Consider the following 19,403-nt stretch of genomic DNA (forward strand, 5'->3'; position numbering starts at 1 on the left):
TTAGAAACTCACTGGTAAAAGAATTACCGGGCATTCTGCATTGTGTAAAAATTTCTTAACAAAATCAGATGGTATACTTTCATCACGACTAGAAAAACTCAAAGAAACGTCCAGCATTACAAGATCCGCATACCTGCTTTCCAACACCATTTCTTCCATTGGACTATTACTTACCCTGTGCATGTAACAGGGTATTCCGTAATGGTCCCAGGCCGTCTTAAATCGTAGCATATTGGCACTACAGACCCTTTCCTTCAATGCCTCCAGGTCTTTTAATACATCTTCTTTTTCAATATCTATTGCTGCATGTTGTATAATGTCATCGGGAATGTTTTCAACTATATTGTTATCAAGGAATACCGCATGAAGGCTGGAATCCGTCTGGCTGCAAATAAACCTGATAAAATCAAGATTCCTGATTTTTAAATTTAATGGATTCAGCACATAGACAATTTTTTTCATTCTACATGAAGTTATTGGGTTAGCATTTATCTGTTTCATTATAAAACATAAATCAATTTGATTAACACCATATATCAGTGTCAATTTGGCTAACAGTTAAAAAAGCGGATAGATAACTCTACCCGCTTATCTTACCTCTGTAACAGAATGGGCTGACTCCTTACTTTTGAATCAGTTCAATAAAAGTAGCAAATCATCCAGCTCCTGACAATAACATTCGTCACATAAAAAGATAACATTTATGTATTCACCGGCTTTCGGAAAAACCAACTTTTTACCAGCTCGGCACATAACACGTACATGCCTACTATCAGAAATATGTAGCCATAATAAATCACCTGTAACGGAGTAAACCCTAAAAATCCGGCTATTGGCAACCAAGGTAGCATTAACACAAACAGTAGTACTAAACCGGTCGCTAACAACATACCTTTGCCTGGCAAACTTTTAAAAAAAGGCAAACGGGTTCGCATAACCAATACAATCAATGTAGCAGAAACAACAGATTCTACAAACCATCCGGTCCTGAAAGTAACGGTGTCCGTTTTCAACACAAACAACAGTATACAGAAGGTTAATAGATCAAATACTGAACTTAGTAGCCCAAAAACGATCATAAATCGCCGGAGGAATTTTATATTCCATTTATGTGGTGTGGCTATCGCCCTCTCATCCACCCGGTCCCCGGCAATAGTCATTTCGGGGAAATCAGCCAGCATATTTGTAAGCAGGATTTGTTTGGGGAGCAAGGGAAGAAATGGTAATAGCAGGGAAGCAAACGCCATACTAAACATATTACCAAAGTTGGCACTTGTCGCCATAAAAATATACTTAAGAGTATTGGTAAATGTCTTCCTGCCTGAAATAATACCCTGAATTAACACTTCCAGACTTTGGTTCAGCAATACAATATCTGCTGCTTCTTTTGCCACATCAACTGCTGAATCAACAGAAATACCTACATCAGCAACGTGCAGGGCAGGTGCATCGTTTATACCATCACCCATGAACCCGACCACGTTTCCGGACTTTTTCAGGAAAAGCACAATTTTCTCTTTCTGGTCAGGTGCTACCTCAGCAAAGATAGCTGCATGCCGGGCCTGGTACAGAAGGGCATTGTTGCTCATTTCATTTATCTGCTTGCCGGTAACTATCACCGGATCCACTATTCCTATCTGCCTGGCCAGATTACCAGCAATAATTGCATTGTCGCCAGTAATAATTTTAAGCCGGACACCCAAGCCTTGCAAAGCCGCGATCGTTTTATTTGCATCCGCTTTGATAGGATCAAATAAAACAATAAACCCCAGAAATATCATTTCTACCTCACTATTCCTGGTAAAATCACGGTCATCACTTCCTTTTTTCCACGCAATACCCAGCACCCTGTATCCATCATGGCTCAGCCTTTCATATTATTCCCTGATCAGCGGCAGCCTTTCCTGCATCGGGAGGACTCCCCCACCCGGTAACTCCACCTGGCTACATAAATCAATTATTGCATTTAAAGCGCCCTTGGTGACCACGAAGTTGTCTCCCTGATGTCTTACCTGGACAGAGAGCCTTTTCCGCGAAAAATCATAGGCTATTTCAGCCTGAGCCTTATATTCGCCTGCGTCTCCCTTATAAGAGGATTGTATGGCCTGATCAACCGGGTTAACATATCCCCTTTGTAGGGTCGCATTCAGCCAGGCATAATGCAGTACTTTTTCCGAGTGATTTCCTTCAGCATCCAGGGCATCTTTTAATGTCACTTTTCCGGCTGTAATAGTGCCCGTTTTATCAGCACACAACATATTCATACTTCCCAGGTTATCAATCGAAGAAAGGCGTTTGACGATTACTTTGTTCCGGGCCATTTCCCGGGCTCCGGCAGACAGGTTGATTGTGATGATAGCCGGCAAAAGCTGAGGCGTAAGACCAACCGCCAGCGCCAGGGAAAAAAGCATGGAATCAAGCGCAGGACGATGCAATAGTATGTTGATGCCAAAGATGATCATTACCAGCAAAAGGGTAATTTCCATCAGCATATACCCAAGTTGTTCCACCCCACTTTCAAACCCTGTTTCAGGTGGTTTTGATTTCAGCTGTTCCGATATTCTGCCAAACCGGGTCTCTTTTCCCGTAATAACAATTATTGCCTTTCCATTCCCGCTTATCACATGCGAACCCATGAAAAGCGTGTTGCTCCGTCTGGACAACAATGCATCAGGGGCAATCTGACCGGCAATTTTTTCTACAGGAAATGTTTCCCCTGTAAATGCCGCCTCGTCGGTATACAAAGCAGCTGAAGACAACAAGAGACTATCACCCGGGATAATATCCCCTGCTTTCAGAAGAATAATATCGCCGGGAACAACTTCTTCCGCCGCTATATCAGTTTCCTTCCCATTTCTGATTAGCCTGCATTTGATCTGTACTATCTTTAACAACTGACTGACAGCATGATTAGCGCCCTTTTCCTGCCAGAAACTTAACACGCAACTAACCAGGATGATAAAAAGAATAATCCCGGCATCTATTATGTCTCTAAGCCCCATCGATAGAAAAGCGGCTATGATCAGCAGTATTGTGACCGGACTTTTAAACTGTGAGATAAAAAGGTTAAGAGAGGATACGAGCTCATTATTTTTTAAGGAACCGTTACCGCGTTTTTTTAATCGTAAAACAGCTTCTTCATTTGATAGTCCTTCAGCACTGGCAGATAATGCCTTGAATACTTCCCCGACAGGGAGATGGTAAAAATTATCTGACAAAGGCCCATTCATAGTGCCTTTTTATAGGTGAGCAATAAAAAGTGCCTGACTGGTCAGTTGAATCACAGCGTCGGCATGACCGGGAACCAAAGATCCGGAAATCGCCCTTCTTCCATAGGCCCCCATTACTATAAAAGGATGATCTCTTTTATGCAATATTTCCAACAGCTTTTCCTCCACATTGGCTTCTACATAAATAAAAACAATCCGGGTATAGACAGTATTCATCCACTCCCGAAATATATTCCATTCCCTTTCATGGATATTCCCGGGATTGATGCAGATTAAATTGGCTTTATAGTTTCCCAGGTAAGGAAACAGATAGGCAAATTGCTTAATGGCATAAACGGAAGATGCATTCCCATCGTAAGTAAACACCAGCTCTTCTATTCCCATAAAATTGAGTGGCAGGACAATTACCGGACATTCAGCATTACGAAGCAGCTGTGCAGCAAATTCAGCAGGAATATGCTCCTTCTTATTAGCAAGGTCTACTAACAATAAGTCTGCGTACCTTGTTTCCAGGGCAATATCAACCAACTGTTGTACATTATTCCTGAAAATAGAATAGGGAATTCCCCGGACATGACAGGCATCCTTAAACCGACAAATATTACCTTTAGAGATGGGAACCGATGCCTCCGGCATATCTTCTTTCTCCAGGAAAAATGCCATCACCCGTCCACTTGCAAGACCATATATAAAATCAATAAATTCGAGATTATCAGGATTAAAATTCAGTGCTTCCTGCACGTACAATATTCTTTTCATGACTGAAATTTTAACTGTATCGTCATTGATGCGCAATAAATACGGGGTACCGATAATCAGAAATATAGTTAGTACTAAAACTCTTTTTAAATAAATTGGACAACCCGGACCGGCCAAATGCTCCTGTAACCAATATTGGTTTAGATATATTCTGCAACCATCCATGAAGATCATCCACCCTTTTCACCTGCAGCAGTAAGGAAGTAAGTTGGCTAAAATGCCGGCTGGCGAGTTCCTGAATACAAACTTGTTCCGGCATTTCGGATTGTTTTCCTGACGCAGCATATACCAAAGTAGCCGGACATTGACACAAATCAGGGAATATATAGGAAAACATCCTGATGGCATACACTGATGACCTGCTTCCATCATATGCCAGAATCACATTTTCGGGATAAGCAAATTTTTCAGGTGTAACTACTATAGGACATTCTGAATCATGAAGCAAATCTCTTAGGTGTTCGTTAGGTTCCCCCAAACGCAAATGCTCGTAAAACTTTTGCATGCCGACTATCAGCACATCAGTAAATCTTGATTCCATACACAGGTTTTTGACGGAATAGGGTACCGGCGGCCTGTGAACACTGAAATCAATTCCATGCCTGGTGCAATTTTTTTCAAAGATCCTGATATTATTGTCAATTTTATTTTCCTCTACATATGAATTATACGGCCTGTAAACACCCTGACCTTCCAATTCGAATGATGGCTCAGAAAAATCAATTTCCGGGATAAAAATGCCGACTAACAAAATCCTTTCCCGTTCATTCAATCTCATAGCCAATTCAAATGCTCCATTAGAATAATGTATGCCATCAAAGACAATTATTACCTTTCTCATAGCTTTGAATTATTATAGATAACAGGGTAACAATATTATAAGGTCATTTTATTCAGCGCCCATTCCACTGCATTTATGAAGAATCGTATATTATTTTCTCCTGAAGACATAAATATGAATTAAAATGCGCAGGTGGATAATTCCACCCGCTATCCATCCTTATTCTTTGTAGAATGCCGCACTTAATTGCAGATTATATAACTCGTCGTCTGTTATATTTGAATATAGTAAGCAATAAGATATATATCCTTAAAAATAGTCCGATTATGGAATGTTGTTATATCTGCCGATAAGCACTAAAGAGGCGCGTTTCATAACATTTCCTTTTAGTCTTTTATAAAGTTGCCACTTTTGCCATCAAAAAAAATTAAGAATCATCAGCGCGGATATTGATATCCATCACAAAAAAATGCAGCCGGCAGTTGATCTCTCATTTTCCAATCCTATAAAACTAATACTGCTGCGCCATAAAGCTTCCCGGTTCTCAAATCATTTAATGCATCATTTGCTTCCTCCAGGCTGTACGTACGGACAGTGGTCCGGACCGGCACCTGTGGTGCTATCTGCAATAAGGATATCCCATCATCCCGTGTTAAATTGGCTACCGACTGGATAGATCTTTCTTCCCACAGATGACTATATGGAAAAGGAGGAATATCACTCATATGGATCCCCCCACAAATCACCTGGCCTCCTTTATCAAGATTGCGTAAAGCAATAGGAAGCAGGCCCCCATCAGGAGCAAATATTATGGCCGCATCGAGCTTTACCGGTGAATGGCCGGTAGCATCACCCGCCCAATGAGCACCATTGTCCAATGCAAACATCTGGGACAAACTATCACCACGTTTGGTAAATGCATATATATTTTTCTTTTTAAATGCAGCGATCTGTGTCAGGATATGTGCAGCTGCACCAAAACCATAGATTCCTATATTTTCAGCGTCTTCCCGGATTTTATTCCAGGACCGGTAGCCAATAAAACCTGCACACAACAATGGCGCACCCGCTGCATTGGCATATATAGCCGGCATAGGGAAACAATATTGCTCATAAGCTACCGTATACTCTGCATAACCACCATTCATAGTATAGCCTGTAAACAGTGCGTGTTCACACAAATTCTCCTGGTGCCGTTTACAATACCGGCATTGTTTACAGGTATAGGCCAACCAGGGAACACCCACAATATCTCCAATTTTAAAGGCCTGTACCTGCTGCCCCACCCTTACAACCGTACCAATTATCTCATGGCCCGGCACCAATGGCAATTTAGAATGTGCTAACTCCCCATCTGCTATATGCAAGTCGGTTCTGCAAACACCACAGGCAATAACCCTGAGTAATAATTGATCTGCTGCAGGCACAGGAATTTCAATGCTTGATGGAATCAATGGATGCCCCACCTGATGAAGTACCATCGCTCTCATTTTGCCGGATGAAATGATGTCATTCATATTCATAAAATTTAAGCAGGCAGATAATCTGCCTGCAGCGTAAAACTTAGTTTCTATTTCTAAATCAAGTACAATGTAATAAGCGGGTGGAGTAGTCCACCCGCAAACAGTTATCTTATACCAGATTGCTATAATTGATTATGCATCACAAGTTATCACTCCTATTGCTCAAAAACATTAACATTGGTCATCCTGCTTATGACCAAACTCAATAAAATCTTGTCTCCTTTATCATTTTAATTCACCCGTCGTTTAAATACCTTGTTTGTAATTTAATATCAACAGCCATGACAGCCCCCATGCATGAATTGATCTCCCCCAATTATCTGTTTGAAGTAAGTTGGGAAGTATGTAACAAAGTAGGAGGAATTTATACAGTGATCAGTACCAAAGCCACTTTAGTGCAAAAACAATTTGGGAACAGGTATATATTGATCGGCCCCGACCTCATCAGACATGAAGGAAACATACCAGGATTTATTGAAGACAATACGCTCTTCTACAGATGGAAAGCCCAGGCAGGAAAAGAAGGATTAAACATAAAAACAGGGAGATGGAATATTGAAGGTTCACCCCTCGTTATCCTCATCGATTTCTCTACTTTTTACAGTAAAAAAGATGAGATCTTCGGAGATCTCTGGGTCCACTACAGGCTTGATTCTATAACCGGGCAATGGGATTATATTGATCCTGCGTTGTTTGGATATGCAGCAGGGGTAGTCATTGACAGTTATTATAAATTCCACCTAAATGCCACGGATCGTATTGTAGCTCATTTTCATGAATGGATGACCGGTGCAGGTGTACTGTATATTGAAAAATATGTTCCACAGGTAGCCACGATATTTACCACTCACGCAACGGTACTGGGGAGAGCGCTTGCCGGTGCCGGCATTATACCGGATAAAATTCAGCCTGATGTACAGGCAGCCACATTCCACCTGACGGCAAAACATTCCCTTGAAAAAAATGCAGCCACAAATGCAGACTGCTTCTGTTGTGTAAGTGAAATTACCGCTAGTGAATGCCTTGCCTACCTGGGCAAAGCACCAGACATTATAACGCCTAATGGGTTTAATCATCCGGTTGCGGCAACTAAACCCCAGTCCAGGCAACAAGTCCGCGATCTCCTAACCTGGGTGGCAACTAGCTTACTAAAGGAAAATACTGCCCCAGATACCCTGTTTATTTTCTCGGCAGGCCGGTATGAGTTTCATAATAAAGGATTGGACCTATTGATAGATGCCATGGGGGCCCTTAAAAAAAAGACACTTCATCATCCTGTTATATTATTTTTGTTTATTCCTGCCGGCCATACCGGCCCCAGGGTACTGTCTGCAAATGATGCAGGGCCTTTTTCTAAAATATTAACTCATAATTTATATTCTCCTGACAAAGACGATATCTGTAAACGCTTGCTCTTCCAGGACCTCGTTAATAATGATAGCAGCCCTGTAAGAGTTATTTTCGCACCTGTTTACCTGGATGGCAATGACGGTATTTTCAATCTGCCATATTACAATGTACTATCCGCCTTCGATCTGGCCATATTCCCGTCCTTCTATGAACCCTGGGGATATACCCCGATGGAAAGCCTGGCCAATGGCATCTATACAATTACAAGTGATAAGGCCGGTTTTGCCCAGGCTGTTGCCCAATTACCCAAAGAAGCAACAAAAGGACTATTTATCATAAATCGCCACCTCACAGAAAATATGCTGGCGACTGAGGAAATTGCCAACTGCATTGTTCACTATATGGACTTATCCAAAGATGAGCAATTGTCCCTGTCTGCAAATGCCCAATATATAAGCGCACAATTTACCTGGGAAAAATGTATTGATAAATACAAGACTGCCTGGCATTTTTCGTTGAACAAAAGTTTGCAACGGGAATACCTCTTTCATGATAAGCCGGCCACCCGCCCGCCTGAAATACCATCAGTATATAAACCTGAGCCCAAATGGCGGGAGATTAACATCTCATCGTCTACTCCGGAGCAGGTACATGAGCTCTATGCTACGGAAAAAAATCAGGCAAAAGCCGCTCCTGCCATCGCTTATTTCTGTATGGAATATGGCATTCACCCGGCACTTACCATTTATGCAGGTGGCCTGGGTATTCTAGCAGGTGATTACCTGAAGACTGCCAGCGACCTAAACCTCCCGGTGATTGCTGTTGGATTATTTTACCGGCAGGGATACTTCAGACAGCAACTGACCGACAGCGGACAACAAATCATATTAAAAGAACAATTGGATCCAACAACCCTACCCCTCCAGGAAGTAAAACACCATTGCGGAGATACGCTTCAGATCAGCTTAAGCTTTCCCGGAAGGCAGGTATGGGTTAAGGCATGGAAAGCAAAAGTAGGCAATACCATGCTTTACCTACTTGATTCAGATATCATTACCAATATGCCCGATGACCGTCTAATTACGGGCCAGCTATACCCTGCAGAAAAAGAATACCGTCTTCAGCAGGAAATCATTCTCGGCATTGGAGGTGTCAGGTTGATAAGTGAACTGGGACTATCCATTGATGTCTATCATTGTAATGAAGGCCATGCAGCATTTCTATCACTTGAAAGAATCCGCCAACTGATAGCAACATCACATTTAACCTTTGCCGAGGCAGCTGAAATTGTGCGGTCTTCCCAACTGTTTACTACGCATACATCCGCCCTTGCTGCTATGGATACTTATGATGAAACACTGCTACATACCTACCTGGCACATATTGCAAAAGAATGCTTCATTTCCTGGGAGCAGCTATTCTCATTGGGTTCCGGTGGTAACCAGGATACTGTCTTTTCTATGTTCTGCCTGGCAGCCAGAACTTCCCAACTCATTAATGCTGTCAGTTGCAAACACAAGACGGTAACAGCACAGTTATTGGGCCCCCTCTGGAAAAATTACCTGCCAATGGATTTACCACTTATTGCAGTAACCAATGGCATTCACCTGCCTACCTGGGTAGCTCCGGAATGGCAACAGGTATTTCAGCAAAACGGCCTCCATCTTACTACCCCTGATGAAAATTGGGAAAAATTGAAGGAGCTGGCAGATGCCGAAATATGGGCCACCAGGCTCTCTGTAAAAAAGAGGTGTATAACGGAAATAAGGGAACTGTTGTCAGAACAATTTACCCGGCATCATTATCCTGCTGAAAAAATCACAAACTTCCTGGCGCAACTGCAACCTACAACTATGTTTATCGGCTATGCCAGAAGAATTACCCACTATAAGCGGGCAGACCTTTTATATTATGATATTGACAGGCTCACCCGACTGCTACATCTCAAAGACCGGCCCGTAATATTAATCATCGCGGGCAAAGCACATCCAGCAGATATAGAAGGACAAAAAATACTGGAAAAAGTTTTCAGTCTGACGAGTCATAATAATATCCTATTCCTGGAAAATTATGACATCAAAATCGCTCAGCTCCTAACGCAAGGTGTCGATTGCTGGCTAAATCTACCGATAAGGGATACGGAGGCCTGCGGCACCAGCGGTATGAAAGCACTGGTTAATGGCGTGCTGAACTTCAGCACGCCTGACGGTTGGTGGGCCGAATTTTATACCCCCGAAACCGGATGGGCACTTTCTTCACATTCTGTATCAGCAAATGAAGATACTCCTGATCAGCGCAAAGTAGATGCTGAGGAATTATACAATCTGTTGGAACACCATATCATACCTCTATATTATACAAGAGATGAACATGATATTCCTACGGGTTGGACAGCCATGATCAGGAATGCCTTTGTACATACTGCACCTAAGATTTCATCCACCAGGATGATGACCGAATACTATTATTATTATAAAAAATTACATGACCATACCCTGGCATTAAGTATCGACAATTATTACCGGGCAAAGTCAGTAGCATCCTGGAAAGAGAAGATCAGCAATGGATGGAATAGCATCCAGGTACTACAGGTAAGTCCGGAGAAAGGGAAATTACTTTCCGGAAAGGCCGGTGATACCATAAACTTCATCATTACTATCGATACTGGTGTGCTCTCTACAGATGATATTGGGGTAGATGTAATATTTACTTCAAAACACGGAGACCAGCAGGAGGTATTCAAAAAAGAATTATTGCTGACTCAGCGAAAGGATGCTATCGCTACCTATTCAGCAAATATAACCCTGATCAAAAATGGGGAATACAATTTAACATGCAGAATATATGCCCGAAACATTTTGCTCATGTTCAAAACTGAAATACCATTAGTACTATGGACGTAATAATTTCACATGATGGAAATCAATGCTTTTGACTAATGAGATATCTAATTTAGTATTGAAACAAAACTAATTCCAATGAAAACAAATGTCGGAAACATAGACAGGGGTATACGGATATTTTTGGGAGTAGGCATTTGCGTGCTCTTTTATGCTAACAGGTTATCCGGTTCATCAGCATATGTACTGATGGTAATAGCAGGTATTTTAATAATTACAGGACTTGTAGGATGGTGTCCTTTATATGCTTTGCTGGGAATAAAGAAAACCTCATAACCTCAGTCGTATAGAAAGATGTAATAACCATAAAAAACCAAAACCATGAACCACATCTTCAGGCATTACTGGGGCTTGGCCTTTGTAATAGGACTGCTGTTCATGCTGGCAGGCGCAGGAATGGCTATACTACCTTTTGGCACATACTATGCGCTCAGCCTGCTTTTAAGCATCACTTTCATCGTCGGCGGTACTGCCGAAATTGTTATGGGTATCCGCAAAGATAAACTTCAGAAAAGCAGCGGCTGGCGGATTGCAGGCGGGATAACGGACCTGATTATTGGAGTCATCATCTATCCGGAATTTTCGTTTGAGGGCTTGTCATATCTACTTGCGATTTCACTGATGTTTCGTTCGGTAATGATGATGATGCTTTCATTCAGCCTGAGGTTATATGACGGAATAGGATGGTTCTGGCTAATGGGTATAAGTATTTTGTCTATGCTGCTTTCTCTCCTATTGTTGTGGAACCCCATTATTACTGGGTTTACTATAGGATTATTTACGGGTATGGCATTCTTTGGAGTAGGGTTATTTATATTCCTATTTTCATTCCGTTTACGCAAAGCAGAAATTATATATGCCCCATGATCACTAAAAATGGTTCTATATGAAAAATCCCATTAAAACATTTTTCCTCAAAGGCATTCCGATCCAAATACACTGGACAGTTCTCTTATTGATATTTTGGGTATTAATAACCCAGGTAATAAGCAGAGAACCGGCGAATACTGTGCTATTGACCATAGGTGAATTACTGGTGGTGTTTGTATGTGTGTTCATGCATGAAATGGGCCATGCATTAGCTGCAAGCTATTACAAAATTTCAATACGCAAGATACAGTTATTGCCTGTAGGAGGACTTACCTATTTCTCACGCCAACCAGCTAATCCCCGCCAGGAAACAGTGATTAGCCTGGCCGGCCCCCTGGTCAATATTTGTTTGGCAATTATAACATTGCCGTTTTTGCCAGCTGGTACTGCCTTTTGGAAATTAAGTATAATTTGGGGGGACTGGCATCCCGGAAACCTGTTCCACTTTATATATAACATCAATATTGCACTGGCTATTATCAACCTGTTGCCAGCACTACCCATGGATGGGGGGAAAATAATTAAAGGGGTAATGGGACTTTTTTTATCTCCATATATGGCATTTAGAACTACTTTGATCATAACCAGGACATTTAGTTTGCTGCTAACCTTTGCCGGATTGTTTACAGGCAACCTACTACTCATTTTATTTGGAAGCTTCCTGCTCTTCCTTTCAACTATCGAAAAAGATAATTATATAATTTCCTTCCTGCTGAAGGATGAAAATGTAGCCGATGTAATTTCGCACGATTTTAAGCAAATTGATGTACAAAACTCACAGGAAGAAATACTTCAAATTATCTGCTCCTGCAATGACCGGTATTTTGTATTAACCGACAATGAAAATGTGGTCGGCATCCTTGACAAAGAGATAATCCTGTTTTCATTTTTAACCAACAGGAAAGCAGTTGCCCTGAAAAACATTGTCATCCCGGATATCACGCCCATTCCGCTTGATAATAAATTAACAGACATCTGGAATCAATTGCCTTCAAAAGCAGATGTTTTCCTGCCTGTCACATCACCTAATAAAAAGGTACTTGGAGTAATCAGCAGAGACAATATTATCAGTACGCTTTTGAATCAGGCAATGACGGCACATAGAGAACCATTTGCACTGGCTTTTATACTTCCTTTACTACTATCACTATTTAGTATTCAGCAAAAGCCCTCAGTTGATACTACAGGCTATTATAGTCATGCTATGAGAATATTGCATGACACACCTACCTTAACATGGAAGTATAACCCAACTCCTCCATTGCAGGGTGCAATTTTACCTTATAAAAGAATTGTTGCTTTTTATGGCAACCTATATTCACCCAATATGGGCATACTTGGCGAATTGCCACCAGAGAAAATGAAAGCACAATTACTGTCCGAATCTCAAAAATGGGCAGCGGCAGATCCTCTATTTCCGGTACAACCGGCTTTACATTATATTGCCGTTACAGCACAACAAAAACCCGGAAAGGATAAAAAATACCGCCTACGGATGCCGGCATCCCAAATCGACAGCATTATCAAAATCGCACATCAGATCAATGCTATCATCTTCCTGGATGTGCAGGTAGGCCATAGCTCTTTGCAGGAGGAACTGGTGACGCTGGAAAAATATCTGCAACTACCAGATGTACACCTGGGTATAGATCCTGAATATTCCATGAAAAATAATGCTATTCCCTGTTCGGAAATTGGCACCTTTGACGCAGCAGATATAAATTTTGCATGTAGTTACCTGCAAGACCTGGTATTAAAATACCATCTGCCACCCAAAATCCTCATTGTTCATCGCTTCACTCAATCAATGGTCACTAATTACAGGAATATAAAAATCTGTGAACAGGTCCAGATAGTAATTAACATGGATGGATTTGGATTTCCTGCAAAGAAAAAAGACTCTTATAAATATTTTGTAGCCAAAGAACCTGTTCAATATACCGGCTTTAAACTTTTTTATAAAAATGACATTACACCGGCCAGGCAAACAATCATGCAGCCGGATGAAATTTTGAAATTGTTTCCAATTCCCGTCTATATTCAATATCAATAATAATGGGCCATACACTTATATACCTGATTTTATCTTGCTGCTTACGGTTGCAGGAAGTACCCATCTTGTGTTATCATAACATAAGTAATGGGAAGGACGGAAAAGAAGACCTCTTACATATTAGCGATAAACAGTTAAATGAACAATTACGTTACCTGCATGAAGATGGATATGTAACGATTACACCCGATGAATTATATGCTTACATGAATGGAAGCGCTCCATTACCATCCAAACCGGTAATGATTACGTTTGACGACAGCCATGAAGCACATTTCACTATTGCAATACCAGTATTAAATAAATACCACTATAGGGGAGTATTCTTTATTATGACAGTTTGCCTGAATAAACCGGGTTGGTTAACTGACAAGGAGATCCGGGAAATGTCCGCACAAGGCCATATTATTGCCTGTCATACATGGGACCATACCAATCTGGCATTACATCCAAACTATCATCTTAATGAACAGTTGATACAACCAAAAAAACAGCTGGAAAAAATAACCGGAAAAACCATCAGCTATTTTGCATATCCCTACGGCGTGTGGAGTGAAAAGGCTATTAAAGATTTGAAAGAAACTGATTACATCGCGGCCTTCCAGCTGGATAAACCTCAGTACTCAACAGATCCTAACTATACAATCAGGCGAATCATGGTATCAGGAAAATGGTCTGGTGCTGAACTCAAAAAAGCAATGACGAACGCTTTTACGCTCCCCTATTAAAATAACACAATGAAAAACGAAGTAAAGAAGGTATTGTATCTTCCCCCACCTGAGTTGACCTTTATAAAACTTGGATTTTCAAATAATTACGCTACATTCGCCTAAAGATTGTCCCAAATTACCATTTCCTAACTATTTACTCTATAACCACGATCCACATGAAAAGACCACAGCTTTTTCGAAAAAGGCATGCAATGCTATTGTTTATGCTGACTGTAAGCTACGCCTGTAAAAAAGAAGTCCTTGTACAAACACTCACGCAGGTTACAGCAGCCAACAATTTTTATCGCTTCTGGTTCGACACCGCCCAAAACAGACTCTACCTTAACGACACGATCGATATGACCATATCGGGCAATACGATCACAGGCAGAATTCCTTATTACTCGGATCCTGGTAATTTGATTCCTTCGTTCGAGAGTGCCGGTGCCACTGTCACAGTCAACGACAGCATACAAACCAGCGGCATCACCCCCCAAAATTTTAAAAAGCCCCTCACGTACACTGTTACCAGTACTGATGGTGCCAAAACTGACTACACTGTCAAACTTGTGAACTTTACAGGATTGCCTGTTATCAAAATCAAAACGGAAGCCCCTGTCACCTCGAAAGACACTTATGTGAAAGGCTCCGTCTCTATCGATGGCGCTGGCCAATATGCAGACCTCGCCACAGCCACTATGCAGATAAAAGGCCATGGCGGCACCACCTGGGGCAATCCCAAAAATCCTTACAAAATAAAATTCGACAGCAAGACTTCCGTACTCGGTGAACCCAAGGCCAAAGACTGGCTCCTGATCGCTAACTATTTTGATAAAACCATGCTACGCAATGCCACTGCCTACTACATGGGTCAACTGAGCAACCAGGACTGGACACCACATGGTCATTTTGCAGAAGTATTCATGAATGATGTGTACATCGGCACGTACCTGGTCATGGAAAAGATTGAAACAGGCACCAATCGTATCAATGTAGGCGATAATGGATATGTACTCGAGGTCGATCAGTTAGGCAGACTGGCCCCGGATGATATCTATTTCCAGACGATGGGACTGACCATTACTATCAAAGATCCGGATGTGACTCCCGGCGATGCAAAGTATAACTACATCCACCAATATGTTTATATGGCGGAAGTAGCACTCTATAGCCCTAACTTCACGGACTCCACCGAAGGCTATAACAAATACCTGGATGTAAACAGTTTTGTAGATTGGTACCTGGTCAATGAAATCACTAAAAACAATGATGCTGTTTTTTATTCCAGCTGCTATATGAACCTGAAGCCCGGTGGTAAATTAAAAATGGGACCTATCTGGGATTTTGATATCGCATTGGGGAATGTAAACTATAATAACAACCAGGACTACACGGGATTTTGGGTAAAGAATGCCTTATGGATTTCCCGCCTCTTTGATGATCCGGCATTTGTAGCGAAGGTAAAAGCAAGATGGCCGTATTTTAAGGCCAAAGAAAATGATATTCTCGCTTTTATCAATAAGAACGCAGCTGAACTGAAATGGGCAGTCGTTGAAAACAATAATAAGTACAATACTTTATACAACTATACCTTTCCTAATTATGCCATTTGGGGCTCGTATAACAATGAAGTACTTTATATGAAGACATGGTTACACAATAGGATTGCTTGGCTGGATCAGGCTTTTGCGGGGCTGGGAAGCGCCGTGAATTAAACCAGAAAAGAAGGTGCATCAAAAGATGCACCTTCTTTCGTTTATCCCTGCTTTAAGAATACAAAACGCCTCACCCACTCTACTATTACAAGTAATATTCCAGCTCAAAAAATGCAGTAAATTGCTCCTTATAAAGGGGACCAATACAATTACTACTAATTATTCCATGCTGTAACTCCCTGCCTGTTAGCCTGGAAAGTGTAGCATTCATCAAAAAAACAAAACCCAAAATGAAAACTACAATCTCTCTGATTGTTTGTGGGGTGGCCTTTGTTATGTACTGCTGTTCCTGCCAAAAGAACACAGACAACAAACCTTCCTCAACGACCTCCTCCCAAAAAGTAATGATCACCCTCCAGCCCGGCGGTGAATTCACAGTCGATCAGTCTGCCAGAAAAATTAACAGCAGTACGATCGCCAAAACTATACGGGATAGCACCTACTATTCTGTAGAGATCTGGAATGGATCTTCGAAATATGCATTAGGAATTTTTGACAACCCCGACTCTATCCATTTCCTGCTCGATCCGGCCTATACCTACAAAATACGGTTGGTCGTATTGCAAAAAGGTACCGGCCACGGATTTTACCGTGATTATTATGAATGGGGCGATTCCTATGGCAATCCACAGGATAATGGCAAGCCCCTGTTCTATTACCCCATAGGTGGCATTCTGCAAAACCATATGGATTATGCTCCAAACATCCTTTTCTACTCCTATGGCTTTGGGGAAAATGGGACCGATTATCAGACCTTTACCAGCGACAGCACCGGCTCGATCGTCACCGGACCCCTGGCTGAAGCCACTACCTACGCCGGAGAAGTAAAAAATTACACCGTAGATGCTACTCAGCCCACTATCACTATTCCCATGCGCCGGCTGGTATTTGGTATAAAATATACCTGCCCCCAACTCACACAGGGCCGGCTACTGGTTACTTTTGACTATCCTAATTATTTACCTGGCAAAGTATTGTATCCAAACACGATCGACACTGACCTGGGCATCTATTCTGCCGTTGAATTCTTAACAGCTGATACCTTACAAAGAGGTAGTGGCACCGTTGGTACTTATGACATCGTTGCCAGCATCAAATGGGAACTTCCCGATGGCCGGACTTACAATATAGGCAATGGTTTAACCACACTACCTACGCCAGGCAGGAATCAACTCCTCAATGTAAACATTACATTACCCTTACTGGATAGTAGCGCTACTTCAGGCAATAGTACCCTTAGCCTGAAATATTCAACAACATCCTGGTCTACAAATACTCCTATCAGATTCTAAGCAATTTCATTATGAAAAATTACCTACTCATACCGGCAGCACTTTTTCTTTTTCTATCCTGCAAAAGAGATGCTACCACGCCCCCTACTCCACCGCCCACTAACGCTGAAAAGGTAACCATTCACTTACAGCTCAGTGGAGACATTACTACCAGCATAGGGGATCTGCGCAAAACATCGATCGCCGCCAGATCAGCGTATGACAGCACCATTTATGGTGTGAATATCAGAACCGGCCAGGGCGCGTTATATGCACAGGGATTATTTGACAACACAGACAGCATCAGCATCGACCTGCTGAAAGACAGCTCATACATCGTCAATGTAGCCGCTATAAAAAGAGGCAGCGGCCTGGGATTGTGGTGGCAGCTCTCTGTAAATGGTGGTAAGCAATATGCGTATCCAATACATCGAATCCTGCAGAATCGTATGGTGTATGCTGTAAATGAAACAATGGAACCAGGTTTCATCGACTCGCTGAACAATATGAGTATCGTAACAGATACCCTGGCAAATACATTTGCAAAATATCCTTTGTCTCAAGCCGATACTTATTTCGGTAGCACCAATTACACTGCCCGCGATGCAAGCAATACCACTATCAGCCTGTTGTTAAAAAGACTGGCGTTTGCTATCCGGTATGATGTTCATAACCTGACCAGTGGATATGTACAAGCTACCTACGGCGGACAAATGATGCCCGATACATTGCGTACCAACGATACCCTGCCCATTAGGATTTATACGGCTGACCTGTTCAGAACACAGGATTCTATTCCCGGGGCACAGCTACAGGTCACACTTACCTGGATAAAAGGGGGCGGGAATGCCATCGTATTAGGGACCAAACCAGTCCGGCCCAAACGTAGTTCGCTGACGGCTATCTCCGTGTTTCTGAATACGGATTCGTTGAATGTAAGCCCAAATTTCCAGTTGACGGATACTGCCTGGACAGGAACAACAAATTTTGATTTTTAAAATGAACAGAGGGCTATCATCAGGTTAAAAGGTGATAGCTCTTTTTGTAATTCATTGGAGCCACAGCCCTGTAATGAAGGAGATACTCCCCGTATTTGTATAGTAGCACCATTTCCGAAGGTGACAATGAGATGTATGATGCCAACATACCCTGTGATTTTTGGATAGGTCTGAGCAATTAAAACCCCGGAAGAAATCATGCAGACAAGAACAATCAATACAAAAACTACAGTTGCTTTCATATTTTTCAACTAAATGAATTATAACTGCAATTCAATCCCCTTGCTGTCTTTTAAAATAGAAAAGAACAGCATTAACTTTTGGAATCCTTTTTACCTTTTAAGTATTTTTTTTTGAACTCAGAAGGCGTTTCTCCCATTTGTTGCTTAAAAACCCGTGTAAAATGGCTTTGATCTGAAAACCCTGTCAGGTAGGCAATCTCGGTTAGGGAATAGGTGGATGTCCTGAGTAGATCAACAGAACGTTCAATCCTTAGTTTGCGTATATAATCACCATAAGATAAGTTATCAAAATACCTTGAGAATTCCCTAGAAATGTAGGAAGGATTTACATCAAGGTCTTTTGATAAGTCCTTTAGCGTAAGACTGAGGTTGGTATCAATCTGATCCTGGATAAGTGCTTTTAGTCCGGCCACCCAATCGGGTGTTTTTGAGTTGCCTTTATTATTAATATACCGGTTGAAAATCTCCAGCAACATTTGTTCTGCCGGCCCCGCCTGGGTATGTTTAAGCTGGTATAAATCTTTTGCCCATATATACAGTCCATCGTAAATGGTCATGCCAAGATCTAGCAATATATAATCGTCCGTGATATTGTGCGCCAGTCCTGAAAAGATCGCTTCGAGCCCGGCTGATTGAGGGGCGAAATCATGACGATCAGTATCTGCTCCGCGGATGATAGCCGCCATGCGGATAAGGGCAGGGTCGTTTAGCTGGTGTTTTTTGAGAAAGTAATCAAATGTACATTGACCTTCATAATGAGTGTATTCTACACCCGGAATATCGAATGGAATAGCATTCAGGCGGGATGCCTGGTTGATCACGTCAGAAAAGGGCACGTAAATGATCTCAGCCTCTTTATCTATGAAGCGCCTGATAAGCCAGGGGCAGGCTATTCTGTCTATTTTAGGCCGTTCACGTGTGATCCACTTCATATTATATTGATTTGCTGCAATAGTCCCCGAAACTAACAAAAACTGGAAGATAGATTTTAAAAAAATGCT

16 protein-coding genes are annotated in these 19,403 nt (G+C 41.8%); 8 read left to right on the forward strand and 8 right to left on the reverse strand.

Going from position 1 to position 19,403, the window contains the following annotated elements; genetic code table 11:
- The 6 genes from DXN04_RS27610 to DXN04_RS27630 all read right to left on the reverse strand — a co-directional run bounded on the left by DXN04_RS27610 (position 1) and on the right by DXN04_RS27630 (position 6,287).
- Positions 1 to 462: a hypothetical protein gene (locus DXN04_RS27610; RefSeq protein ID WP_147320079.1), complete on the reverse strand. Its 462-nt coding sequence runs from the start codon at positions 460 to 462 to the stop codon at positions 1 to 3.
- A gap of 239 nt (positions 463 to 701) precedes the next feature.
- Positions 702 to 1,847, reverse strand: a complete 1,146-nt coding sequence (locus DXN04_RS35270; RefSeq protein ID WP_199415149.1) for an HAD-IC family P-type ATPase — start codon at positions 1,845 to 1,847, stop codon at positions 702 to 704.
- Between the two features lie 30 nt (positions 1,848 to 1,877).
- Positions 1,878 to 3,230 carry an HAD-IC family P-type ATPase gene (locus tag DXN04_RS35275; protein WP_199415150.1) on the reverse strand — a complete coding sequence of 451 codons (1,353 nt, stop codon included), beginning with the start codon at positions 3,228 to 3,230 and terminating at the stop codon, positions 1,878 to 1,880.
- Positions 3,231 to 3,239: 9 nt separating this feature from the next.
- Positions 3,240 to 3,989: a hypothetical protein gene (locus DXN04_RS27620; protein WP_116856657.1), complete on the reverse strand. Its 750-nt coding sequence runs from the start codon at positions 3,987 to 3,989 to the stop codon at positions 3,240 to 3,242.
- A 22-nt stretch (positions 3,990 to 4,011) separates the two neighbouring features.
- Positions 4,012 to 4,530, reverse strand: a complete 519-nt coding sequence (locus DXN04_RS34640) for a hypothetical protein (protein ID WP_147320080.1) — start codon at positions 4,528 to 4,530, stop codon at positions 4,012 to 4,014.
- Between the two features lie 743 nt (positions 4,531 to 5,273).
- The gene (locus tag DXN04_RS27630; protein ID WP_233525703.1) at positions 5,274 to 6,287 is read right to left on the reverse strand and encodes a zinc-dependent alcohol dehydrogenase family protein; all 1,014 of its coding nucleotides are present in this window, start codon (positions 6,285 to 6,287) and stop codon (positions 5,274 to 5,276) included.
- A 287-nt stretch (positions 6,288 to 6,574) separates the two neighbouring features.
- On the opposite strand from DXN04_RS27630, the gene glgP reads away from it, so the two are divergent.
- From glgP to DXN04_RS27670, 8 genes are all read left to right on the forward strand, one after another.
- Entirely contained in the window at positions 6,575 to 10,546 is a 3,972-nt protein-coding gene (glgP, locus tag DXN04_RS27635) for an alpha-glucan family phosphorylase (RefSeq protein WP_116856659.1), read from the forward strand.
- A gap of 75 nt (positions 10,547 to 10,621) precedes the next feature.
- Positions 10,622 to 10,819, forward strand: coding sequence for a YgaP family membrane protein (locus tag DXN04_RS35910; protein WP_116856660.1), 198 nt, complete (start codon positions 10,622 to 10,624; stop codon positions 10,817 to 10,819).
- 45 nt (positions 10,820 to 10,864) lie between these two features.
- Complete coding sequence (locus DXN04_RS27645; RefSeq protein ID WP_116856661.1) at positions 10,865 to 11,410, forward strand: HdeD family acid-resistance protein; 546 nt, start codon at positions 10,865 to 10,867, stop codon at positions 11,408 to 11,410.
- Between the two features lie 19 nt (positions 11,411 to 11,429).
- Positions 11,430 to 13,466, forward strand: a complete 2,037-nt coding sequence (locus DXN04_RS27650; protein WP_116856662.1) for a site-2 protease family protein — start codon at positions 11,430 to 11,432, stop codon at positions 13,464 to 13,466.
- A gap of 2 nt (positions 13,467 to 13,468) precedes the next feature.
- Positions 13,469 to 14,194: a polysaccharide deacetylase family protein gene (locus DXN04_RS27655; protein ID WP_116856663.1), complete on the forward strand. Its 726-nt coding sequence runs from the start codon at positions 13,469 to 13,471 to the stop codon at positions 14,192 to 14,194.
- A 158-nt stretch (positions 14,195 to 14,352) separates the two neighbouring features.
- Positions 14,353 to 15,891: a CotH kinase family protein gene (locus DXN04_RS27660; protein WP_116856664.1), complete on the forward strand. Its 1,539-nt coding sequence runs from the start codon at positions 14,353 to 14,355 to the stop codon at positions 15,889 to 15,891.
- A gap of 230 nt (positions 15,892 to 16,121) precedes the next feature.
- Entirely contained in the window at positions 16,122 to 17,183 is a 1,062-nt protein-coding gene (locus tag DXN04_RS27665; protein WP_147320081.1) for a hypothetical protein, read from the forward strand.
- Positions 17,184 to 17,194: 11 nt separating this feature from the next.
- A complete protein-coding gene (locus DXN04_RS27670) occupies positions 17,195 to 18,160 on the forward strand; it encodes a hypothetical protein (RefSeq protein WP_116856666.1) in 966 nt (321 codons plus the stop codon).
- On the opposite strand, the gene DXN04_RS27675 is transcribed toward DXN04_RS27670, so the two are convergent.
- Positions 18,157 to 18,402 carry a hypothetical protein gene (locus DXN04_RS27675; RefSeq protein WP_116856667.1) on the reverse strand — a complete coding sequence of 82 codons (246 nt, stop codon included), beginning with the start codon at positions 18,400 to 18,402 and terminating at the stop codon, positions 18,157 to 18,159. The genes DXN04_RS27670 and DXN04_RS27675 overlap by 4 nt on opposite strands.
- Positions 18,403 to 18,473: 71 nt before the next feature.
- Positions 18,474 to 19,334 (reverse strand): chromate resistance protein ChrB domain-containing protein, encoded by an 861-nt coding sequence (locus DXN04_RS27680; RefSeq protein ID WP_116856668.1) that lies wholly within the window; start codon positions 19,332 to 19,334, stop codon positions 18,474 to 18,476.
- Between the last annotated feature and the right edge of the window lie 69 nt (positions 19,335 to 19,403).

The organism is Chitinophaga silvisoli (assembly GCF_003412465.1).
GTDB lineage: Bacteria > Bacteroidota > Bacteroidia > Chitinophagales > Chitinophagaceae > Chitinophaga > Chitinophaga silvisoli.